Origin of the sequence: Paenilisteria rustica (assembly GCF_013820765.1) — a bacterium.
GTDB lineage: Bacteria > Bacillota > Bacilli > Lactobacillales > Listeriaceae > Listeria_A > Listeria_A rustica.
In genome coordinates this window covers 32,448-55,519 of the sequence record NZ_JABJVM010000020.1, presented here as the reverse complement: position 1 = coordinate 55,519, position 23,072 = coordinate 32,448, and the positions used below count along the sequence as shown (strand labels likewise).

25 protein-coding genes and 1 riboswitch are annotated in these 23,072 nt (G+C 45.1%); of the genes, 3 read left to right on the top strand and 22 right to left on the bottom strand.

Features of this window, described 5'->3' with window-relative positions:
• Window positions 1-518 precede the first annotated feature (518 nt).
• From HPK16_RS14560 to HPK16_RS14525, 8 genes are all read right to left on the bottom strand, one after another.
• A complete protein-coding gene (locus HPK16_RS14560) occupies window positions 519-1,820 on the bottom strand; it encodes a pyrimidine-nucleoside phosphorylase (RefSeq protein WP_181677644.1) in 1,302 nt (433 codons plus the stop codon).
• Window positions 1,821-1,840: 20 nt separating this feature from the next.
• A complete protein-coding gene (gene deoB, locus HPK16_RS14555) occupies window positions 1,841-3,022 on the bottom strand; it encodes a phosphopentomutase (RefSeq protein ID WP_425487942.1) in 1,182 nt (393 codons plus the stop codon).
• A gap of 14 nt (window positions 3,023-3,036) precedes the next feature.
• The gene (locus tag HPK16_RS14550; protein ID WP_181677642.1) at window positions 3,037-4,218 is read right to left on the bottom strand and encodes a NupC/NupG family nucleoside CNT transporter; all 1,182 of its coding nucleotides are present in this window, start codon (window positions 4,216-4,218) and stop codon (window positions 3,037-3,039) included.
• Between the two features lie 356 nt (window positions 4,219-4,574).
• Window positions 4,575-5,588 carry a LacI family DNA-binding transcriptional regulator gene (locus HPK16_RS14545; RefSeq protein ID WP_181677641.1) on the bottom strand — a complete coding sequence of 338 codons (1,014 nt, stop codon included), beginning with the start codon at window positions 5,586-5,588 and terminating at the stop codon, window positions 4,575-4,577.
• Between the two features lie 66 nt (window positions 5,589-5,654).
• Complete coding sequence (gene deoC, locus HPK16_RS14540; protein ID WP_181677640.1) at window positions 5,655-6,329, bottom strand: deoxyribose-phosphate aldolase; 675 nt, start codon at window positions 6,327-6,329, stop codon at window positions 5,655-5,657.
• A gap of 498 nt (window positions 6,330-6,827) precedes the next feature.
• Window positions 6,828-7,763, bottom strand: coding sequence for a DNA-binding transcriptional repressor DeoR (gene deoR / locus HPK16_RS14535; protein WP_181677639.1), 936 nt, complete (start codon window positions 7,761-7,763; stop codon window positions 6,828-6,830).
• Window positions 7,764-7,772: 9 nt separating this feature from the next.
• A complete protein-coding gene (locus HPK16_RS14530) occupies window positions 7,773-8,576 on the bottom strand; it encodes a GHKL domain-containing protein (RefSeq protein WP_181677638.1) in 804 nt (267 codons plus the stop codon).
• A gap of 14 nt (window positions 8,577-8,590) precedes the next feature.
• Window positions 8,591-9,292, bottom strand: a complete 702-nt coding sequence (locus HPK16_RS14525) for a LytR/AlgR family response regulator transcription factor (RefSeq protein WP_181677637.1) — start codon at window positions 9,290-9,292, stop codon at window positions 8,591-8,593.
• A gap of 153 nt (window positions 9,293-9,445) precedes the next feature.
• Here HPK16_RS14525 and HPK16_RS14520 point away from each other — a divergent pair, with 153 nt between their 5' ends.
• The 3 genes from HPK16_RS14520 to bla all read left to right on the top strand — a co-directional run bounded on the left by HPK16_RS14520 (window position 9,446) and on the right by bla (window position 12,449).
• Window positions 9,446-10,192: an ABC transporter ATP-binding protein gene (locus HPK16_RS14520; RefSeq protein ID WP_181677636.1), complete on the top strand. Its 747-nt coding sequence runs from the start codon at window positions 9,446-9,448 to the stop codon at window positions 10,190-10,192.
• Window positions 10,185-11,372: an ABC transporter permease gene (locus HPK16_RS14515; RefSeq protein WP_181677635.1), complete on the top strand. Its 1,188-nt coding sequence runs from the start codon at window positions 10,185-10,187 to the stop codon at window positions 11,370-11,372. The genes HPK16_RS14520 and HPK16_RS14515 overlap by 8 nt, the downstream gene beginning before the upstream one ends.
• A 159-nt stretch (window positions 11,373-11,531) precedes the next feature.
• A complete protein-coding gene (gene bla / locus HPK16_RS14510) occupies window positions 11,532-12,449 on the top strand; it encodes a class A beta-lactamase (protein WP_181677634.1) in 918 nt (305 codons plus the stop codon).
• A 45-nt stretch (window positions 12,450-12,494) separates the two neighbouring features.
• Here bla and HPK16_RS14505 read toward each other — a convergent pair whose 3' ends face one another.
• From HPK16_RS14505 to HPK16_RS17250, 14 genes are all read right to left on the bottom strand, one after another.
• Window positions 12,495-13,727, bottom strand: coding sequence for an MFS transporter (locus HPK16_RS14505; RefSeq protein ID WP_181677633.1), 1,233 nt, complete (start codon window positions 13,725-13,727; stop codon window positions 12,495-12,497).
• A 133-nt stretch (window positions 13,728-13,860) separates the two neighbouring features.
• Window positions 13,861-14,331: a MarR family transcriptional regulator gene (locus HPK16_RS14500; protein ID WP_181677632.1), complete on the bottom strand. Its 471-nt coding sequence runs from the start codon at window positions 14,329-14,331 to the stop codon at window positions 13,861-13,863.
• Between the two features lie 74 nt (window positions 14,332-14,405).
• The gene (locus HPK16_RS14495; protein WP_181677631.1) at window positions 14,406-15,215 is read right to left on the bottom strand and encodes an amino acid ABC transporter ATP-binding protein; all 810 of its coding nucleotides are present in this window, start codon (window positions 15,213-15,215) and stop codon (window positions 14,406-14,408) included.
• Window positions 15,212-15,922: an amino acid ABC transporter permease gene (locus tag HPK16_RS14490; protein ID WP_181677630.1), complete on the bottom strand. Its 711-nt coding sequence runs from the start codon at window positions 15,920-15,922 to the stop codon at window positions 15,212-15,214. Before HPK16_RS14490 ends, HPK16_RS14495 begins: the two co-directional genes overlap by 4 nt.
• A gap of 20 nt (window positions 15,923-15,942) precedes the next feature.
• The gene (locus HPK16_RS14485; protein ID WP_181677629.1) at window positions 15,943-16,647 is read right to left on the bottom strand and encodes an amino acid ABC transporter permease; all 705 of its coding nucleotides are present in this window, start codon (window positions 16,645-16,647) and stop codon (window positions 15,943-15,945) included.
• Between the two features lie 195 nt (window positions 16,648-16,842).
• Complete coding sequence (locus HPK16_RS14480; protein ID WP_181677628.1) at window positions 16,843-17,670, bottom strand: amino acid ABC transporter substrate-binding protein; 828 nt, start codon at window positions 17,668-17,670, stop codon at window positions 16,843-16,845.
• Between the two features lie 11 nt (window positions 17,671-17,681).
• Window positions 17,682-18,221 carry a GNAT family N-acetyltransferase gene (locus HPK16_RS14475; protein ID WP_181677627.1) on the bottom strand — a complete coding sequence of 180 codons (540 nt, stop codon included), beginning with the start codon at window positions 18,219-18,221 and terminating at the stop codon, window positions 17,682-17,684.
• A gap of 155 nt (window positions 18,222-18,376) precedes the next feature.
• Entirely contained in the window at window positions 18,377-19,702 is a 1,326-nt protein-coding gene (locus tag HPK16_RS14470; RefSeq protein WP_181677626.1) for an LLM class flavin-dependent oxidoreductase, read from the bottom strand.
• A gap of 17 nt (window positions 19,703-19,719) precedes the next feature.
• The gene (locus HPK16_RS14465; protein WP_181677625.1) at window positions 19,720-20,721 is read right to left on the bottom strand and encodes an LLM class flavin-dependent oxidoreductase; all 1,002 of its coding nucleotides are present in this window, start codon (window positions 20,719-20,721) and stop codon (window positions 19,720-19,722) included.
• The gene (locus tag HPK16_RS14460) at window positions 20,697-20,981 is read right to left on the bottom strand and encodes a glutaredoxin family protein (protein WP_181677624.1); all 285 of its coding nucleotides are present in this window, start codon (window positions 20,979-20,981) and stop codon (window positions 20,697-20,699) included. Before HPK16_RS14460 ends, HPK16_RS14465 begins: the two co-directional genes overlap by 25 nt.
• A 17-nt stretch (window positions 20,982-20,998) precedes the next feature.
• A complete protein-coding gene (gene ssuE, locus HPK16_RS14455) occupies window positions 20,999-21,544 on the bottom strand; it encodes an NADPH-dependent FMN reductase (protein ID WP_181677623.1) in 546 nt (181 codons plus the stop codon).
• A gap of 103 nt (window positions 21,545-21,647) precedes the next feature.
• A riboswitch (SAM riboswitch) is annotated at window positions 21,648-21,758 on the bottom strand.
• Between the two features lie 131 nt (window positions 21,759-21,889).
• Window positions 21,890-22,429 (bottom strand): VanZ family protein, encoded by a 540-nt coding sequence (locus HPK16_RS14450; protein ID WP_181677622.1) that lies wholly within the window; start codon window positions 22,427-22,429, stop codon window positions 21,890-21,892.
• A 24-nt stretch (window positions 22,430-22,453) separates the two neighbouring features.
• Window positions 22,454-22,840: a hypothetical protein gene (locus HPK16_RS14445; RefSeq protein WP_181677621.1), complete on the bottom strand. Its 387-nt coding sequence runs from the start codon at window positions 22,838-22,840 to the stop codon at window positions 22,454-22,456.
• Between the two features lie 118 nt (window positions 22,841-22,958).
• A complete protein-coding gene (locus HPK16_RS17250; RefSeq protein ID WP_484549370.1) occupies window positions 22,959-23,063 on the bottom strand; it encodes an avidin-fold protein in 105 nt (34 codons plus the stop codon).
• Window positions 23,064-23,072 lie beyond the last annotated feature (9 nt).

The window sequence follows — 23,072 nt, the reverse complement described above, 5'->3', positions numbered from 1 at the left end:
GCGTAGTGAAAACCCTCTTTTGGTTTTTGCGGAGGCCACGAATTTTCCGAGAGGCTGGCAAAAAGGAAGGCAGTCTCATTGCATATTGAGGTTCTAAAAAAGGAAACGACGCTTTTCAAGAACTACAACAAAGCCGGATCCGGAGGCGCAGGTCATGACGCAAAACATGGATTACATGCTCACTTCGCTCCTATGCATATTGCGGCTCGACAGAAATTGTTAGGGGGCGTAGTGAAAACCCTCTTTTGGTTTTTGCGGAGGCCACGAATTTTCCGAGAGGCTGGCAAAAAGGAAGGCAGTCTCATTGCATATTGAGGTTCTAAAAAAGGAAACGACGCTTTTCAAGAACTACACAACAAAGCCGGATCCGGAGGGCAGGTCATGACGCCAATTATGGATTACATGCTCACTTTGTTCTCATGCATATTGCGGCTCTAATTCAGCACACGGCGCTTCATAAGAGCCGCAACAAAAACCACCGATTCAGCTACTACAATCGGTGGTCTTTTTCATGCCTGCTATTCCGTAATAATCGTGTGGATCAACTTCGGCGCCTCAGCCTTATCGCTCACTCGAATATTCTCGTAAATCTTCGCCTCAACAACCTTCACATCTTCCTTATTCGCGTAAATCGTCACAAGCGGCTCACCTGCTGCCACCTTATCCCCGACTTTCTTACGCAACATAATGCCAACTGCCAAGTCAATTTCGTCCTCTTTCGTCGCGCGTCCAGCTCCTAGAAGCATTGCAGCGATACCAATTTCATCCGCCACAATCTCAGACACAACACCGCTTTCTTTCGCTGGCACATCGATTTTGAATTTCGCTTGCGGTAATTTGCTCGGATCATCAACAATCGAACCGTCGCCACCTTGGTTGTTCAAGAAATCCTTGAATTTCGCCAAAGCTTTTCCGTTTGCCATCACTTCTTTTAACATTTCGCGTGCTTCGTCCAAATCCTTCGCTTTCTTAGCTAAAACAACCATTTGACTTCCTAAAATTAAAACTAATTCCGTCAAATCTTCCGGTCCTTCACCTTTTAGCGTATCAATAGCTTCTTGTACTTCCAAAGCGTTACCAATCGCAAAGCCAAGTGGTTGCGACATGTCGGAAATGACAGCCATCGTTTGACGACCAACATTATTCCCAATTCGAACCATCGCGTGCGCCAAATTCTCAGCATCTTTGTCTGTTTTCATAAACGCACCAGCGCCCGTTTTAACATCCAATACAATGGCGTCGGCACCTGCTGCAATTTTCTTACTCATAATCGAGCTCGCAATCAGCGGAATCGAGTTTACCGTACCGGTTACATCGCGTAACGCATATAATTTTTTATCAGCAGGAGTTAGGTTCCCTGATTGGCCGATAACCGCTACTTTATCACGGTTCACCAAATCGATGAACTGCTCTTTCGTGATTTCAACGTGGAAACCTTCGATCGCCTCTAATTTATCAATCGTGCCTCCTGTGTGACCCAATCCGCGTCCAGACATTTTCGCAACGGGTACGTCAAGCGCTGCAACAAGTGGTGCCAGTACAAGCGTCGTCGTGTCGCCCACACCGCCAGTCGAGTGCTTATCTACCTTGATGCCTTCAATGGCGGACAAATCGATTGTTTCGCCGGAATTGACCATCGCCATCGTTAAATCTGCGCGCTCACGGTCTGTCATATCTTGAAAGAAAATCGCCATAGCCAAAGCACTGACTTGATAATCAGGAATCTTGCCAGCTGTATAACCATCCACCACGAATTGAATTTCTTCGGTCGTTAACTCTTTACCATCACGCTTTTTCGAAATTACGTCTACCATTCTCATTTTAGTTCACCAATCCTTTTTTATTTTAAGTCGTTTAGGAAACTTGTGCCGTATTCAGGCATTTTCACTTTAAAATTATCTGCGACGGTTGCGCCTAAATCAGAGAATGTTTTGCGCAGATCAAGTTCTTTGCCACCGTCTTTGAATTGTTTTGAATAAGCTAAAAGTGGCACGTATTCGCGTGTGTGGTCGGTGCCGCGGTATGTTGGGTCATTTCCATGGTCGGCTGTGATAAGTAGCAAATCGTCCTCTTGCATGTTCGCAAACACTTCTGGAAGTCTCGCATCGAAGGCTTCTAGCGCATCTCCGTAACCGATTGGATCACGTCGATGTCCGAATAACGCATCAAAATCAACTAAGTTCAAGAAACTCATGCCGTGGAAATCTTCGGTCAGCAGGTCGATAAATTTATCCATACCGTCCATATTTGACTTCGTACGAATCGATCTTGTTACACCTTCATCGTCAAAGATATCCGAGATTTTCCCGATTGCGATCGAGTCTAAACCGCCATCCTTCAAATGATCCATTACCGTTTTATCGAATGGTTTTAGCGCGTAATCATGACGGTTAGACGTACGTTCGAATGTTTTCGCTGTTTTACCAACAAAAGGACGGGCGATAATACGACCTAGCATATAAGGCTCATCACGCGTAATTTCGCGGCAATACTCACAAATACGATACAATTCTTCGAGTGGAATCAATTCTTCATTCGCAGCAATTTGCAAAACGGAATCCGCGGATGTATAGACAATCAAAGCGCCTGTCGCCAACTGTTCTTCGCCAAGCTCTTCCATGATTTCCGTACCACTTGCCGGCTTGTTCCCGATAACTTTGCGACCAGAGAAGTCCTCAATTTTTTGGATAAGTTCATCTGGGAATCCATCTGGGAAAACGCGGAATGGTGTGTCGATGTAAAGCCCCATGATTTCCCAATGTCCAGTCATCGTGTCTTTGCCTGCGGACGTTTCTTGCATTTTTGTGAAGTAGGCTTGTGGTTTGTCGGCCACTGGTACGCCTTGGATTTCACGAATATTAGAGAGACCAAGCATCGCCATATTTGGCATTTTTAGCCCACCTTTTTCGCGTGCAATGTGTCCTAATGTATCGACGTCAAAATCGTCAAATTGTGCCGCGTCTGGCGCTTCCCCAATACCCACCGAGTCCATAACTACAACGTGAATTCTTTTAAATGCCATTTTCAAAAACCTCCTTAATAGATTAAGCCAACGATTGTGGCTGTTAAGAAACTAACTAATGTGGCCCCGAATAACAGTTTCAAACCGAAGCGAGCGACAACGATACCTTGCTTGTCGTTCAAGCTTTTGACTGCTCCAGCGATAATACCGATGGATGAAAAGTTCGCGAAAGATACTAGGAATACGGATACAATCGCGGTTGTTCTGCCTGAAAAGTTGAAATCGCCTTTTGCTAAATCGGTCATTGCGACGAATTCATTGGATACCATCTTCGTTGCCATGATGCTTCCTGCGTGAACCGCTTCGTTCCACGGAACACCTACTAGGAATGCAAACGGTGCAAAAACGTAACCGAGTAAATCTTGGAATGAAAGTCCGAAAATACCGCTGAAAATCGCGTTAATCATCGCGATAATCGCAACGAATCCGATCAGCATCGCAGCAACCGTGATCGCTACTTTAAATCCGTCCATAATGTACTCGCCCAACACTTCGAAAAAGCTCTGTTTGGCTTCTTCTTTTACTTCGAGAATATCTTCTTGTTCGGTGACTTCGTATGGATTGACAATCGAAGCGATAATGAAACCGCCGAATAGGTTAAGAACTAGAGCAGTCACGACATACTCTGGCTTTAAGAGTACCATATAAGAGCCGACGATGCTCATAGAAACGGTTGACATCGCGGACGCACAGAGCGTGTATAGACGATGTTTTGGCAGTAAACCGAGTTCTTTTTTCACAGAAATAAAAACTTCGGATTGTCCAAGAATCGCGGACGCAACGGCATTATATGATTCAAGTTTTCCCATTCCGTTGATTTTACTCAGCGCAAGGCCGATATATTTGATGATAAACGGTAGGATGCGCCAGTGTTGCAAGATTCCGATGAGTGCCGAAATAAAGACAATCGGCAATAATACACTTAGGAAAAAGGACATTTGATCTGTGTTAACAAGCCCTCCGAATACAAAATTCACACCTTCAGCAGCGTACGATAATAGTTTCCCAAAACCGTCTGCAATCCCACCGATAAGCCAGTTCCCCGCGCTTGTGTTCAGCAAGATAAAGCCTAAAATGAACTGTAATACAATCATGATGATAATCGGTCTAAATTTCACTTTTCTGCGGTCGTTACTCGCAATCCAAGCGATGCCTAGAACAACAATCAAGCCAATAATACCAATTAGATATTTCATTATGAATCCCCCAATAATTTAAAGTATGAAACAATCATTGCTATGTTCGGTAAAACGGTTTACTAATAATGGTTACACCTTTTCAGCAAGCGTTTACATTTAGCTTCCGAAAAAGTAAAACGGTTTACTTTTAGTAGTATATCATCAATTTCTCCCCAAGTGAAACAATATCCTCTCTCCGTGTGCTCACAAATACTCATCTTCGTCGTTAAAGTCTGCGCGCTGGTGCTCACATACCTTAGTATGCTCCGCTCCAGTGCTCGACTTTGCCTAGAATCTAAGCATTTGTGAGCACACGGAGGTGTGGCGGGATATCTTGTTGGGCGGGTTTTCTGTGACTCTTTTTATTTTGTGTTTTATTCTGCCACTCTCTTTTTCGTACTTTCGCGAATTATGAGGTCTAGTGGCATTTTTTTGTTGGGCATTTTTTCGGTTGGGTTTTGTATGGCTTTTAGTAGATATTTGGCTGCGGTTTTGCCAATGTTGTAGATGGGTTGGCGAATGGTAGTCAAAGTTGGTGCCATGTATTCTGCGAGCTCGATGTCGTCGAAACCGATGATCGAGAGGTCGTCTGGAATGCTGATGCCGAGTTCAAGCGCTGCGCGGTAAGTCCCCGCCGCCATCTGATCGTTTGTTACGAATAATGCTGTAATATCCGTCGATGCTAGTAGCTTTTTCGATGCAACATAGCCGCCCGCCATCGTTTGGTCGCCTGCCATAATCCAATCGGGTGAGCCTGAAATCTCGTGTTCCTTCAAGGATGCCTGATAGCCTTGCAAACGTTCTTCTACAGAATAAAAAGAATCGTCTGATGTGATAATTCCAATTTTCGTGTGTCCGAGTGATAGAAGATGTTCGGTCGCCATGTATCCGCCTTCATAATCATCGATAAAAATATTGCCTTCCTCGCGATGATGTCGTTTGCGATCGAGCAAAATGTACGGTTTATGTAGCGCTTCTAGCTGTGTGAACACGTTTGACGCTAAAATATTCGGACTCGCGATTATCAAACCATCCACGGCCCGATGTAAAAGCTCTTCGACATACAAGTCCTCACGTGTACTGTCCTGCGAAGAGTTACACAGTAAAATCATGTAATCATGCGCGTTTAAATAGTCCTCTGCGCCCTTCACCATCTGCGAAAAAAATGGGTCCGTTACCTCCGGTACAATCATGCCGATCGTATTCGTCCGATTCGTCACCATATTTTTCGCAAAAAAGTTCGGTTTATAGGCTAAATCTTTTGCGGTTTGAAACACTTTATTACGCGTTGCTTCGCTAAAACGACTTCCTTTACCGTTTAGGATCTGGGAAATAGTCGTAATCGAAACACCCGTTTTTTCTGCAATATCTCGAATCGTCGCACTCAATGTGGCTCGCCTCTTTTCACAGGAAAAATTACTTCTCCTCCATCATGCCACATTTCGGTGATTTTGTTAATAGTTATCTTTTGGATTTGCATCATTTCCTGAAACAATCGATACGCCAGCGCTTGCTCCAATACGAGTCGCGCCCGCTTCAATCATCTTATCCACGTCTTCTTTTGTGCGGATTCCACCTGATGCTTTCACGCCGATATTTGGTCCAACTGTTTTGCGCATTAACGCGATATCTTCGGCTGTTGCGCCACCTGTTGAAAATCCTGTCGATGTTTTGACGAAATCAGTTCCTGCAGCTACCGCTAAACGGCATGCGCGCTCTTTTTCTTCGTCAGTTAATAGGCACGTTTCGATAATGACTTTAACTAAAGCTTTTCCTTTGGCTGCATCGACAACTGCTTTAATATCAGACTCTACTAATGCATCGTTTTTGTCTTTTAGGGCACCAATATTGATGACCATGTCGACTTCTGTCGCGCCTTTTTGGATAGCGTCTGCTGCTTCGAATGCCTTGGTAACGCTTGTGTTAGCACCAAGCGGGAAACCGATAACCGTACATACATCCACGCCTGTTCCGGCTAATTGTTCATGTGCTAGCTCAATCCAAGTTGGGTTTACACATACAGATGCAAAATTATATTGTTTCGCTTCTGCCGTTAGTTTTAGAATCATTTCCTTCGTTGTTTCTGGTTTTAAAGCTGTGTGGTCGATCATTTTGGCGATATTCGTCATGATTAATCTCCTCGCTTTTCTATTATTTGTCTTCATCATAATACATCGTTGAACATTTGTAAAGTTATATATGAAATTATGTTCATTTCTGATTTTTGACAGTCTGTAACTAACGCATGCTATAATGAAAAAGCAGACGAGTTTATGATGTGGTTTGGCAGCCTTCTTTTACGAAAGTGGGTGATGCCGATGTTATTTGTGGTTTCTCCTAAGAAAGGATAAATTATGACTGTCTTTGAGTCGTTAACGATTATGATCGCTTTTGCGTGTCTAGTCGTTATGATTATGAACAGTAAAAATGACAAGAACGAATAAAAACCACTCATAAGCTCCAAACAGCTGAGTGGTTTTGAAAAACTATGAAGGCTGGCACCATCTTAAACGGTGTGTTAAGTTTGCAAGTGAGGCTATGTTGACGCATAGCCTTCTTTCTATTACATAGTACCATAATTAGAAGCAGAACAACAGAGTTCAGTCACCTATCCAGCTAAAAGGCTACTATCGAACTAATTCTTTCGCAGTAAACTGGTCGGTGATGAGGATGTTAGCATATTCGCCTTGAAGCGCACCATGAATCGCGGCAACTTTCCTAGCTCCACCGGCAATCAGAATCGAGCGCTCTTTTTGCTTGAGTGATTCAAGTTCAATGCCGATTGTACGAGCATCAATTTCGACGCTACAAATCTGACCGTCTTTATCGTAGAAACGGGAACATATATCTCCAACGCCAATCGTTTTTAATAGCTTTTTCTCGGATTCATTGAAATAACCAAGTCGGAAAAGTAGTGCTTCATCGCGGACGGTTCCTACTGTAAAAACGGCGATATTCGCTTGTTTTCCCATCTCTATAATATGGTGAATATGCCGGTCTTGTTCCACCATTTCTTTGACAGTCGCGTTGTCGAAAATGACGGGAAGCGGTAAGTGACGCGGCATCGTTTGGAAATTTTCGGCGAATAGTGAAATTGTTTCGGACGCGTAAGTATTGACGTTGGAATGGCTGATCCCGCCTTTTAATTGAATGACTTCAACGCCGCGCACGTCTTGTGGTCGGATTTTTTTCGCGACTTCGTACATTGTTGTTCCCCAGCTCACACCTAGGATATCGCCATTTTTGACGGTTTCTTCTAGGTATTCAGCGCCCTTTTTGCTGAGAAAATCGGTAATCGTTGTATATTCGGTAGTTGGGGAAAAAACGACATGTGCCTCTTTCAAGTTATATTTTTCTTTGAGTGCAGCTCCCAGCGCGTCCAAATCAGCGAATGGATCGGTGACTTTGATCTCAACGTAACCATTTTCTTTGGCAAATTGCAAAAGTCGAGATACGGTTGGGCGCGAAATCCCGAGTTGGCTGGCGATTTCTTGCTGGCTGTAGTCGGATTGATAGTAAAGTCGCGCTACTTCAATGCTTAGCTGCTGTTTTTGTTTATCCATTGGGTTTCCTCATTTCTTTATTGCTGGGAGTTTGAGCATTAATTTGAAACTCCCTTGCTCAAAGCGGTAATCGCTGGTACCATACGCGTTCGCTACCTGCTTTTGGATAAATGCGAGGCCGCTCATAGGTTTGGATTTTGTAAATAGATAATCCATGGTAGCTTGACTAGGCATTTGGGTCGCATTAGCTACCTCAAGCAAAAATAGGCCACTTTGTTGTTGCAACCGCCACGTTATCCACCCATTTCCGGTTTGTGTCGCGGCTTCCTTGGCATTGGTTAAAATCGCGGATAGGAACGGGATTAGTTCGTCTTTTTCGATGGGTAGATCGGATATGGGAACTTGTAAATCTAGTTGAAAATCAAGGTTTTCCAGATGTAATTGTTCTTCGGTCATCGCAAGCCAGGCCGCAACGTCTGGTCGTTCGTTTTTTGTCAGCTGAAATAAGGTGTGGCTCGTGTAATTCTTATGACGCTCGGCTTGGAGTAGTGCCACAAAATTCTCTAAATGGACGTTTTTGTTCCGTAGTTGTTGTTTCTTTAGCTCGGCGCAATTTAGATAGTGACTTGCTAGGAGGAGTAAAAAAACTAGTGCCCAGCCTGCCAATGGATTGCCGACTATCGCTATCCAAATAAGTCCTACTAATGTGATGCCAAGTAAAGCCCAATACTGTGTGAAAAAACGAATCTTCACCAGGAAGAATAATGCAATCAGGCATAGAAAAATCGAAATAGCTTGCATACTAAAGCTAGATAGCACAAAACAACTTATGATGGCGTATAAGGTGATAAGAAGGGCTAAAATAAGTCGCATTGGCTAAACTCCTTTTAAAAATAGTTTTCTTGTAGGTATTTGAGTTTTTCTTTAGTTACAAGTGCTTTTTCGGATGTTCCTTCAAAAATGACAACGAATGATTTTTTTGAGTAGGCGGCGAATCGTTTGACGTATTGCAAGTTAATAATGAACGAGCGGTGCGAGCGGATGAACATGCTTTCTCGTATATCTCCTTCTAGTTCGCCTAGTGATTGGTAAGTCTCGAATGTTTCGTTGCTTGTATGTATGGTCGTTGTCCGCCCAGTGCGCTCGAGAAAAATAATTTCAGCTTTAGGAATCACGACGAGGTCGCCTCCTGAGCGAATAAAGAGACGCCCAGTAATTTTTCCAGCCGCTTTTTTTGTAGTGAAACGCTCGATGCTTTGGACTAAACGTTCTTGGTTGTAAGGCTTGAGAATATAGTCGTGAACATTCAGCTCAAAGGCATGAACTGCATAACCACTTTTTGCGGTGACGAAAATAACGGTGGTGTGCATGTTGTTCAGGTGAATGAAGTCGGCTAGCTGATATCCTGACATACCAGGCATTTCGATATCTGTAATGAGCAAATCGACGGGCTTCTCTTGGATAAAAGTATACACTTCCTCGGCTGAATTAGCTTTTAATAGAAGTTCTATGGTAGGTATTTGAGCCACAATGAGTTCTAGTTTATCTAAATCGAGCTGGTTATCATCAACAATTCCGACTGTTAGCATTTTTTCCACCCCTTATGCTTTCATTATAAACAAACTCTATCTGAAATACACCCCTTTCGCGACGAATTTAGCTCCCTTCACGACGAAAGCCTCGTATTATCGTGAATTTGCGGTATGATTTAGTTATTCAAGTAGAACGAAGGAGGAAGAAACATGATTGATGTTGTGAACGTAACGAAAAAATTTCAAGATCGCAAAAAATCAACAACCGCAGTAGATCACGTCTCGTTTCATGTAGATAAAGGGCGTATCGTTGGGCTCGTCGGCGAAAATGGAGCTGGTAAAACGACGATTTTGCGGAGTATTGCAACACTTATCACGCAGGATGAGGGTGATATTACGGTTGCGGGTTATGATACGCGCAAACAGCCTGAGGAGGTGAAAAATCATATTGGTGTGCTTTTCGGTGGAGAAACGGGGCTTTATGACCGGCTTACGGCACGTGAAAACTTGTTATATTTCGGCGGATTATATGGTTTGCCAAAACATACGTTGAAAAACCGCATCGATGATTTGTCAAAACGCTTTGGTATGCGGAAAGAACTGGATCGTACGGTGGGTGGTTTTTCTCGCGGTATGCGTCAGAAAGTGGCTATTGCCAGAGCTGTGATTCATGACCCTGAGGTGATTCTGTTTGATGAACCGACAACTGGCCTTGATATCACGAGTGCCAATGTTTTTCGTGATTTTACGCGACAATTGCAACAGGAAGGCAAGACGATTATTTTTTCCAGTCATATCATGGATGAAGTGGAAAGCCTTTCTGATGATATTATTTTGATGCATCAAGGACAGCTTTTATATACTGGGACAGCGGAAGATTTATATGCTAAAGAAGGTACGAGAGATTTGAATTACATCTTTATGTCGAACATTGTGCGGGGGGATATGTATGCCTAAGTCAGGCCTATTTTCACACGTGTATAAGAAAGAAATGCTTGAAATTATGCGGGATAAACGGACTTTTTTACTTGTCGTTTTCATCCCGATGCTCCTGTTTGTTGGTCTGGTTTTATTTTATGAAAGCATGCTAACTAGTCCTAATGAGGAGGTTACCGTCGCCGTGAATAACTCTGCGGACCCTGCCCTGTTGAAAGCGTTGCAGCAGCAAGATAAAGACTTGATTTTCAACAAAGTGGGGCAGCCGAAGAAAACAGCAGCGGCTGGAGACGCGGACATCGCTATGTTGGTGGACCCCGATGCGCTTTCTAAAATGAAAAACGGTGACTCGGCTTCGATTGTTATTTACAGCGATTCCTCGGATAAAAATGCGGCGGCAGCGGTTGGGACACTGAGTGCACAACTTGGCGCTATCGATAAAGCCGTTGTGTCTGAGCGACTTGTGAAAGCCAATATCCCTGTTCAAACGCTTGACTCGATGCAGGTTCAGATAAAACCATTATCTAGTGGTTCAGCGGATACGGATGCCTCACGTATGATGTTAACAATTCTGTTGCCCATGTTGCTCTGCCTTGGCGTGACGATTGGCGCCTATCCAGTAGTTTCCGAACTTTTCGCGGGAGAGAAAGATAAGAAAATTATCGATGCCTTGCTCGTAACGCCTGTCAAACGCGGGACATTATTATTTGGAAAATGGTCTGTTGCCATTACTGTCAGCTTGTTCACGGCGCTCGTTTCCTTAGCCGCAACATTGCTCATTATTTTCTTCGCGACGACCCATTTGCGTAAAGCATTGGATGCGATGTCGAGCCCACTTGCCCTATTCGCGGTCGGTATGCTTGCTGTGGCCTCATTCGCAGCTCTCATTGTCAGCATTCAAACGATCGCAGCCATTTTTGCGAAATCGATGAAAGAGGCAAATAGTTATCAAAGTCCAATCATGATGCTCGCGATAATTCCGTCCTTTGTAACGATGTTTATCAGCCTGAGCCAGACGACAACAGCTATGTTCTTCATCCCATTGGCTAATATTTCGTTCTTACTCCGAGAGATGATTTATGATCAGTTTGTATGGATGCATCTCTTGGGGACACTAGCTTCTAACCTTATTTTAGCCGCGATTTTCTTATATGTCGCCAAACGAATCTATAGTAATAATAATTATTTGTTAGCAAAATAACACAATGCAAAAATAAACCGACTTACGACATATTTTCTAACACTTACGCAAAATAGACCATCAAAACTTAATATTTTCTTTCTGTTTTCTGCGGTCCTGCTTTAATTTTGTGCCATAGACTAGAGCATGTAACACAAACTTAAGATAGGAGATGAAAACATGCGTATGCGAAAAATTTTGTTAAGTTTGATGGTCATTTTTGCAGTAGCTGGGTTGGTAGCGTGTAGTGCGCCAGATAAAGATGCGGTGGCCACTAAGAAAGAAGCGAAGCAAGATACGAAAAGCGAACAAGTGAAGGCAGCGCTCGAAAAACTGGAAAAAAAGTACGGGGCAACATTGGGTATTTACGGTATGGATCAGACGGGAAAGCAGTCTCTCCGTTTTAATGCGCAAGAACGATTTGCCTACGCCTCTACTTTTAAAGCAATTGCTGGCGGTATTTTACTTAAAAATTTGACGGATGAACAACTGAATAAGCGGTTTACTTTTTCAAAAGAGGATTTAGTGGATCATTCACCGATCACGGAAAAACATGTGGGTAGCGGGATGACGATGAAGGAGCTTATTAATGCGTCGATGACTTACAGTGATAATACGGCGGCGAATCTGACGCTTCAACAGCTTGGTGGACCTAAAGGCTTTGAGAAGGAGCTCGTGAAAATCGGCGATAAAACGATGAAACCTGTTCGCTATGAACCTGAACTAAATAATGCTGTGCCTGGTGATATTCGTGATACGACGACTCCGGAAGCGATGGCTAAGACGCTGGCCTACCTCATAACCGAGGGAAATCTGCCGGCCGATAGATTGGCTTATTTTAAACAGACTTTGATTGATAATACGACTGGCGGTACATTGATTCGTGCTGGTGTTCCGGATGGTTATGTTGTTGGTGATAGAACTGGCGCTGGAGATTACGGCACTCGGAATGCTATTGCGATGATTTATCCTAAAAATAAGGATACGAAACCGCTCGTGTGGGTTATTTATTCTAAGAAAACTGGCAAAGACGATGAATATAACGATCAATTGATAGCGGATGCGGCAAAAGTACTTAGTGATTATTATTCTCTATAGCAAAAAGGTGAACAGAAATCTACACCTGGATTTCTGTTCACCTTTTTAGTGTGCGCTAACCTGTTTTGCTTTATACAGAACAAGTATTGCCGCGGCGAGGAGGATAACGCCCATCACGGCTGGCGCTGCGTGTCCGAGTGATACGTAGATAGCGCCTCCGAGTATCGGACCGATGATTCTGGCTAACGATTGGATGGATTGGCTGCCGCCTTGGATCCGGCCTTGTTCGCTTGCATCGACCGATTTGGATAACATGCCATTGAATGATGGTCCGAATATCGAATCACCGAAGCCGAATACGAAGAATCCGATGATGAAAAGTGGCACGGATGCAGCGATTGTTGATGTGGCGATGAACGCGTAACCCACGAGCTCGGCGCCCATTCCTAACATCGCGATGTGCTTGTCACTGAGCTTTTTCAAGAGTTGCGGCATGATGAAGGCTTGTGAAATGATGTCTTGGAAGCCCATGATGGAAAACACGAGTCCGATGAGCGCTGGTTTCCAGTTGAACGTGTCGATGGTGAATTGGGACATGATGGCTTGTAATGAGCCGCTCGGTACCCACAGTAGGAACGCCGCGATAAGCAGTCGGTTTAAGTTTTTGATGGATAGTATGTTTAAAAGTTGCAAAAATGGATTCAGTCGCGCTGGTGTGATTTTTTCGAGTCTATTTTTTGCGTGGAGGCTTTCTGGCATGAAGAAGAAGCCGTAGATCATGTTGAGCAGTGCGATAACCGCGCCGAAGTAAAGTGGGGCGATGTAGCCGAAATTGGTTGCGAGGAGCCCGCCGATTGTTGGGCCCATGATGGAACCAGCGCCTGCCATTGCGCTTACCCAGCCGAAGTATTTCGTGCGCTGTTCGGGAGGCGTGATATCGGCAAAATAGGCGAAAATGGTGCTGATGCTACCGCCTGTTATGCCTTCAATGATGCGTCCTGCGAATAGTACCCATAGCGCTCCGCCGATTCCGAAAACGAAGAATCCGATGGCGGCACCGAGCAAACTGACGATAAGTATGGGACGGCGACCGTATCTGTCACTTAGAGCTCCGAGCACTGGTGCAGAGAAGAACATACAGACGGCGTACACGGACATGAGTAAGGTCACGACCATCGCTTGATCTCCGGGATGCGTTATATAGGGCTGTACTAAGAACGGGATGACTGGTGTGATAATGCTGAAACCTATTCCGATAAGAAATACAGAGATAAGGCCGAATACTAAGGCGTGCTTGTTGACGATTGGTTGCTTGTTGTTTGATTTGATTTCTGACATTGATTTCTCTCCTTAAGAGGCATTTTTTGTTTCTAGGTAAACAATATCTCATTTTTGTTTCCTTGTCAACAAATTATTTTTAAAAATAAAAAACAGCCCCGACTCTGAATATAGAGTTAAGCTGTTTCGCGTTTTAGGATTTATCATCTGCATTCTGTTTTTTGATTTCGGCATCTAAATGGTTACTATAGTTTTTTAGAAATTTGAGCGTGGCGTTGAATTGTTCCTCCGTCACTTGCTCAAAAACGGCTTTATCACGGTCTCGGAACTCTTTATGCAACGTTTCATGAATATCGAAAACTTCTTGTCCTTTTGCGGTCAGGCGGAAGTAGATTTCTTTTTTGTTGTCTGCTTTTTGGTAGCTTTCGATGAGGTCTTTTTCCATGAGTTTTTTCGTTAATTTACTGATGGCCCCTCGAGTCATATAAAAGGCTTCCGCGAGTTTTGTCACATTGGGCTCGGTCATTTTTCCGATATATTCGACGCCGTGGACTTCGGACGATTTGTATCCCCTGAGGCTCATTTCCATTTTGGACTTGTTCAGCGAGGCCATTTTATTAAATACATCCCTGACACCTGACATGATTTCTTCTTCCTTGTTCATGGCTTGCCCTCCTACCTACTTCGTGCGTTAAGGACAATTATAGCTCGTTTTTGTTTCTTTTTCAACAATAAAATTCAGAACGCTGTTGGGTTGGAAGGTGTCGCAATCCACGCTTCTTTTAGCGGTATAACTACTGGCGGAACGGCTACATCGCCGGATATCCGTTTCAAAAATTGGCGGGTTCGTTCTTGTTTTGGCGCGCCGAATAATTCTGCTGGGCTTCCTTCTTCTACCACAACACCATCTGCCATGAACAGGACGTGATCGGAGACTTCTTTCGCGAATTGCATCTCGTGCGTGACGACAACCATGGTCATGCCTTCTTCCGCGATGGATTTTATCACAGCCAAAACTTCACCAACGAGCTCTGGATCGAGTGCCGAGGTCGGTTCGTCAAACAGGATAACTTCAGGATTTAGGACGAGTGCTCGCGCAATGCCGACGCGTTGTTGCTGTCCACCTGAAAGCTGGCTTGGATAAAAATCGAGTTTATCGCCGAGCCCGACTTTTGCGAGAATGGCTTCGCTGCGCTCGCGAGCTTCGGCTTTTTTGACTTTTTGGGCGATAATCAGGCCTTCCATCACGTTTTGAATCACGGTTTTATGCGCGAATAGATTGTAATGTTGGAACACCATCGCGGTTTGTTTGCGCAGAGCTATGATATCTTTTTTCGTCGCTTTTTCGGTGGCTACGCTCACGTCGCCGATTTCGATTAAGCCACCATTTGGTTTTTCTAAGTAATTGAGGCAACGCAAGAGTGTCGTTTTTCCCGAGCCGCTGGGGCCTAGAATAGTAATCACCTCGCCTTTATTTATCGTTAAATCGATGCCTTTTAGCACCTCTTGTTCACCGAATTGCTTTTTAATTCCTTGTAAGCGTATCATCCAATCCCTCCCTGGTTATAGGCCGTGGCTCTGCGGTCGATGTGTGACGCGATTAGTTCGATGATGATTGTGACGCCCCAATATAGCAGGCCTGCCGCGATGAATGCCTCGAGAAACTTGAGGTTGCTTGAGGCCACGATCTGCGCAGTTCCCGTGATTTCTTTGACGGATACAAGGAAAGCGATAGACGATGCCTGCAAAAAGCCAACCGTGACATTCGTCAAATTCGGAATCGACTGCGCGAGTGCTTGCGGTAAAATAATACGCGTCATCACTTGGAATTTGGTCATCCCGACCGAGTATCCCGCCTCGATTTGACCGCTTGGAACAGCGACAATACCAGAACGGATAATCTCGGAAAGATACGCCCCAGCGCTAAGTGACAATGCGATAAGTACAAAAATCGTAATTGGTACGCCGTTGATATTGAATGACCAGTCGTAGCGCTTCGCCAGACTGTCGAGCAAAAGTGGCAAACCGAAATAAATCAACATAATATGCATCACGATTGGCGTTCCGCGGACAAAGGACACATAGCCATTCGCCACATGATAGACGCCCTTGACGCGATAAATACGTGCTAGCGCGACGCCAAGTCCAATCAAAAAACCAACAATCAGGGGTACAAAAGTGAGCATTAAGGTAAGCGGGAGCGCCGTCAAAATTTCTTTAAAAGCCTCCCAAATAAACGGATAATCGAGTTGCATCGTTTGGTTCGCCTCCTTTTTTAGTCTAAAACTACGACTGGTGCTTTATGACGATTCGCGCGTTTTTCAAATACTTTCGCCGCCTGCTCTAGAATCAGCACAACCGCGTAATAAATAATCGACATCGCGATGTAGACTTCTAGCGCGTGAGCCGTCGCCGCAATCAGTGCTTCGCCGCGCCCCATCATGTCCATCAGCCCAATCGTGAACGCGAGCGATGTATCCTTCAGCGAACTAATCACCGAATTCGCCACGTTCGGAAACGCGATACTCGCACTTTGCGGCAGCACAATTCGGAAAAAGCTCTGCATCGGACTCATACCAACCGACATCGCGGCTTCCGTTTGCCCATAATCCACGCCTTTGATCGCGCTTCGGAAAATCTCCGAGAAAATCGCCCCATCCCTGAGCGCGTAAGTCACAATCACGAAATACGCCGGCGCCATCCGCGAAATATCGACGCCAAACACGAGCAATAACGCTGGCAAACCATAAAACACCAAAAATAACTGAATCAACATCGGCGTCCCGCGAATAAAGGAAAGAAATACGATTACCAACTGACTCAAAACCGGCACCCGAAACAACCGAATCACCGCCAAAATCAGCCCTAAAACAAGTCCAATCACCGTTGCATAAAACAAAACCTGCAACGTTATCATTAAATATTCCAGCAATGTCGGAATAAAGTCAAAAATCAAATGCCAATCAAACGCCTTCCCCATCCGCGTTCCACCCCTTATTCTTTAAAATGTAAAAGCTACATCCTGCTTTAAACAAATCGAGCGAAAGCGGTTGTATTTCATGATTTTGGTGGAAGCCGGAAGCGGAGCATACTAGTGTATGTGAGAACCGGAAGTCCACTAAAATCGTGAAATGCGAGCGCTTGTCGCCGATTTATCTAGCCTAGGATCTATTCTTTAAAAATCAACCGTGTAGTCAGCACCAAGCCATTTCTTACTCAACTTACTAACAACGCCTTCTTCCTTCAATTCCTTCAGCGCCCCGTCCAAATCATCCGACAACTGCGACTCATTTTTGCGTAACAAGAAGAAAACCTTCGAGTTCAGCATAGGATCCCCGACAACTTTTTGCTGAGCATCCGCCTGTTCATTCAGTAATTTCACCGCGAATGGCGTTGTAATCGTAGCATCCGCGCGCCCCGTCCGAATTTGATTGGTCGCATCATTGTTCCCCGTACCCGAATACACGATATTAATTTTATCCCCATGCTCCTTATTATATTTCTCCAAATACACCGCCGAATTACTCGTCGCACTCACAATCGCCGTCTTCCCAGCGAGATCCGCGACCGACTTAATATCCGTATTATCCTTGTTCACCGCCACCTGCAGCGGAAAAACATTATATGGCTCCTTATTAAATAAAAACTTCTCCTTACGCTCATCATTCACTTCCATTTGATGCGCCACGAAGTCGATTTTATTAGTTTGCAAACTCAGTAATAAATTCGAAAAATCCATCGTTTTAAACTCAAACTTGTACTGCGGCAACTTCTTATCCAGCGCCTTTACAAGTTCCACGTCGTACCCCGTCAAATTCCCCTTATCATCAATAAAGCAGATATTCGGAAATTGTGTCCCAGTCCCAACCACAATCGTTTTAACATCCTTACCATCTTTCGAAAGCGCATCACTCGACGCCCCCGTATCCGTTCCAAGCCCACAACCCGCGAGCAAAACACCACTTGCCACCACTAACAACGCCCCAAAAATCCACTTTTTCATCCAATCTCCCCTTAATTCGAATTAACTAGCACATCCACGTCGCCTAATTCAGCAAACAGCGATTCATCCAAAACTTTCCGCAAGAAAACAATATTATCCCCTTCATATTCATGCTCATAAAATCCAACATATCCGCGATGCTCATAAATCGAAACGAGCCAAGGGTGCCGCGTCGCCGTCGCCAAGTAAACCGCTGGAGCCTTAATCTGAGCCACCAAAACCTGCTCCTCCACATAATCCAAAAGCGTCGTCCCAACACCTTGCCGCTTGAAATCCGGGTCCACCGCGAACCACCAAATAAATGGATACGGCTGAATCGAGCGCTCACCTAAAGCCCACGGAAAAGCCACCGTCACCGTCGCGATAATCCGCCCATCACGCTCCAAAACATAGTTCGCATTACGCCTAATATTCTCCTCTACCGTCGCCAAATCCGCCGTCGCCCCAACAAATTTGATATCCATATCCTTCAGCGGCTTGTACCCCCGAATCGAAACATCGTGCACAACCGCCGCATCTTCCAACTTCGCTAACCGAATAACATCCCCCACAAAAATTCCTCCTTAGTTTTTTTAGATTGATCAAACCTCCAAATAAAGCAAAAACTGTCACTCTATTATTTCGAGTAGGACGAATATTCCGCTTTAAACAAATTTGCGGAATGCGAACGCTTGCCGCCGATTTATCGAGGTTATGCTCCAGCCCATTAGTTTTGTGCCTCAACCTTGCTCGCGTAACGGCTTTCCTTAAATGGCAAATCCAAATTTCCACGCAACGTATCACTCGCATATTCTCGGTCATAATACCCGCGAGCCTCCAAAATCGGAATCACTTTTGCAACGAAATCATCTAATCCCTCGCCCAAAACTGGCGCTCCGAAAATAAAGCCATCCGCCGCCTTGCCATCAAACCAAGCGATTAACTCATCCGCAATCCGCTCCGGCGTGCTCACAAAAGCCGATTTTGGCGTCGTCACCCGAAGCGCCACCTCACGCAACGTCAAATTCTCACGCTTCGCATCCGCCTTAATTTTCTGCGTCGTCGCCCGGAAACTATTCTCACCAACCGTCCCAATATCAGGAAACGGCTCGTCCAGCGGAAACTTACCGAAATCAAAATGATCGAAAAACCGTCCAAGATACGCGAGTGCCTCCTCATCCGAAACCAAATTCTTAATTTTCTCATATTTAGCATCCGCGTCCGCCTGCGTCACTCCAACAATCGGCGCAAAACCAGGGAAAATCTTAATCTCATCTGCATTCCGACCATTCGCCACCGTCCGTGCCTTCACATCCGCATAAAACGCCTGCGCCTCCTCAAGCGACCCTCCATTCGTAAACACTGCGTCCGCACTCTTAGCCGCCAAATCCTTACCTGGCTCCGACGCCCCAGCCTGAAAAATCACCGGTTGCCCCTGCTTCGAACGACCAATATTCAGCGGTCCCTCCACCGAGAAAAATCGTCCCTGGTGATTCAAACGATGCAACTTCTCCCGATCAAAAAACTGCCCAGTCTCGCGGTCCCGCACAAACGCATCGTCCTCCCACGAATCCCAAAGCCCCTTCACGACCTCCAAATGCTCCACCGCAATCTCATAACGCAGCGCATGTTCCGGGTGCGTTTTCTTACTATAATTATTCGCCGAACCCTCAAGAGGCGACGTCACCGCGTTCCAACCAGCCCGACCATTACTAATCAAATCCAGCGACCCGAACTGCCGCGCCACCGTATATGGCTCACTATAAGACGTCGAAAGCGTTCCAACCAGCCCAATCCGCGACGTCACCGCAGCCAATCCCGAAAGCACCGTCAAAGGCTCGAACCGATTCAAAAAATGCGGAATCGACTTCTCATTTATAAACAACCCATCCGCCACAAAAGCAAGCGTAAACCCAGCCGCCTCAGCCTTCAAAGCCTGTTCCTTATAAAATTCAAAATTCACACTCGCATCCGCTGGCACACTCTCATGTTTCCAAGCATTCATGTGCCCGCCAGGACCATGCAACATCACGCCAAATTTAATTTTTCCCATCGATCATTTCCCCTTCCTCATCTCACATCCACCGTCAAAATTGCCTCACTAATCAACTGCACTGACCGAAACCGCGCGTCCTGCTCCGCAACCGGCGTATGAATAACAAATTCATCCACATCAAACGTCGCCCGTAATCGCACCAATTCCGCCTTCACCTGCTGCGCCGTCCCAACGATAATATCCGCCACACGCTCCTCAATCTCGAAATCAACCGCACCAGCCTGTCTCGCAAATTCCTCCGCCTGCGCCACCGTCTGCACCGTCACCGAAACACCCGTCGAAAGCGTCACCCGCACCACTTTCTGCTCACCCGCAAGCGCTCGTGCCGCGTCTTCCGTATCCGCCGCCAAAACCGGAACCGCAATAATCAATTCGCCATCCGGATTCGCCGCCCGAAACGCCGTCACCGCCTCACCAAGCGCCACCTCATCACTATTAATAAATTTCGCAAAACAATAATTCACACCTTGCGCGCCCGCCAATTCCGCACTCGCCACACTCGCACCAAGCAAGAAAATCTCCGGCTTCGTTGGCGGTTCAGGATCAACGCCAACACCCGCCAACACATGATCCGCAGGCACCTCATCATCCACGAACTGCTTCAAAAGCGCCAACTGCTCCTCAAAATCCGCTTTTTCCGACCGACCAAACTGTAAAGCCTTCGTCGAGAGCGGCAAACCACCAGGCGCCTTCCCAACACCTAAATCCACTCGATTCGGCGCTAAAGTAGCTAACAATTGGAAGTTCTCCGCAACCTTATACGCACTATAATGCTGCAACATCACGCCACCCGAACCAACCCGAATCCGTTCCGTCCGCGCCAACAAATGCGACACCAAAACCTCCGGCGAAACACCAGCCAGCAACTTCGTATCATGATGCTCTGACACCCAAAACCTGTGATATCCCCATTCCTCGGCCTTCTCCGCAAGCGCAATCGTCTGCTGCAACGCCTGATACGCACTTTTTCCATCCGCAATCGGACTCTGATCTAATAAACTGAGTCTAAATCCCATTTCTCCGCCTCCCTCAAAGCCAATTCAAGCGCTGGCAAACCGAGCTCCGTAACGCCCCGATATGTATGCCCCCGACCAATTTCTACCACTGGAACATAACGCACCCCGTATTTCGCCTGCAAAATATCCCGCTGCTCATCGTAATCCGTCACATCGACCACCTGAAACTCGTGCCCCTCCTTCGTCAAATAATCCTTCACCTCCGCACAATACGCACAACCCTGTTTCGCCCAAACCACAATCGATAAATTTTCCGCCATCTCACTCGTCCCCCTTTTTAACTAATTTGTCCAACCTCACGTCTATCAATCGCCACGACCAATTCCGCCAACTGCCCACGCAACCGCTGTTCCAACTCCACATCCCGAATCGGCACAACCGCCGCCTTATCCACCTGCGCATCCACCACATAAACCCCTTGCAAAACCTCGCCCTTCAACACACCAAGTAACGGTTTGAGCGCAAAATCAATCGCCAACACATGCCCACTGCTCCCACCAGACATAATCGGCAGAACAACCTTATTTTTCAAAATATTCTCCGGTAACAAATCCAGAACCGCCTTCAAAACACCCGTATACGAAGCCTTATAAACCGGCGAACCCACAATAACACCATCCGCCGCCTCAATATCCGCAACCAATTCCCCGATTCGCGCATCCTTAAAATTCGCGTTCACCAGCACCTCCGCATCAAAATCCCGCACCGAGTGAAAACCGACCTCCACCCCATCCCCTTGCAAAATCCCGCCAGCATACCGCAAAACCTTATCCGTCCCCGATTGCGCCGATGGACTCCCAGACAAAATCACGATTCGACTCATCTCATCCCCACTTTCTGTTTAAAACATATATATCCGATGCATTTACTATGAATTAAGACAAAAAAGAACCTCCCTTCCGAATTTGGAAAAGAGATCCCTCTTCTCCCCATTTGCCAGGCCAAAAACGCTCGCCTGCTGGAATTAGCACCGTTCTATCACTAGAGGTTGCTGTGGGATCAAAGGACCAGGTTCCTCCCCCAACTCTTAATAAGGACTGTATAATTTTTATGATTGGATGTATCTTACCATCTCCAAAATCAGATGTCAACAAATAGTTTGTCTTTTTAGATTAGTTAGCTTTTTCACAAAACGGACCAGAGAAGGCTATATCTAGCATTCCAAGCATCAATTTTTTTCTATCTGATACATATTCCGTATAAATGATATTCGACAAATCAGGCAACCCAAAACAAACCCACTCACATTCAGAATAACATCTGTAATATCCATAAAATGATTCGGATAAATAAACACAATATCTAAAAATAGCTGTACAGATTCAATCATCACCGAAGTAAGTAAACCGACACAGAAAACCCTCCCAAAAGATAGTTTCGGCTTGATCACACTCACATAAACACCAAAAGGAAAAAGCAACATCACATTCCCCATAATTTGATATAAACCCGCACCTTGCATAAACGGTATAACATTCACATAATCCGTTATCGCATAACTCCCTGCATCCAGCAAATTCCCAAATATCGTAAACGGAAAAATCACAAACTTAATCAAAAATACCAAATAAACACCAAACAATATCGTCGCAAAATAATACCTATCAAACTTTTTCGCCTTCAAAAGAAATACCAAAGTTATCACCATCACGACAAGAATCGAAATCGCCAAGATAATAATAAGAAATGGATCATACGTTATGTCCATGCTAGTTGCTCCTTTAATTATAATTTAGTCAATACGTACATTCCCTTTAAACGGTTGGCTATTTGGCAGTATGCTTGATTTCATATAAACTCTATATACTCCACGCCCTTTCGCATATAACTTAGCTGATGTATCCTTTACATGAGAATAATTCCACGAAGCATCCGTTTTTGCCCAACCAATATAGCCAAGACTTTGCTGTAAAGTTAATGTTATATGAAATTTTCCAGCTGGCCATTTCGTTGGCGTTGTTGTTACCCTCACTGAATTTCCAGCACCCATGTCAAAACTCCGCGTATACAACCCACCTTTAAAATCATACGTGCCACTCACAGATGCTGCAAGTGCCGATATTGGTAAAATAAAAACTAGCATCACTGCAATAATAGAACTAACAATTCTCTTTTTCATAAACCCCTACTCCTTTTTAGTTTTATTTATAGCATCCAAATTGTATCATATAAGTATAAAGCGAGTCAAATTGTGTGGGTTAATTGCAAAAAGCCCCTCAAAAAGGAGCAAAAAACTCTCAAATCTCTTCCACAATCGATGTCCCAGAATCTCTCTCCAGCCCATTCCATTGCCATTTCTCGTGCATACGAAGTTTTCCATCTGGTAAAAATCTTTGAAGCATTAAAATCAA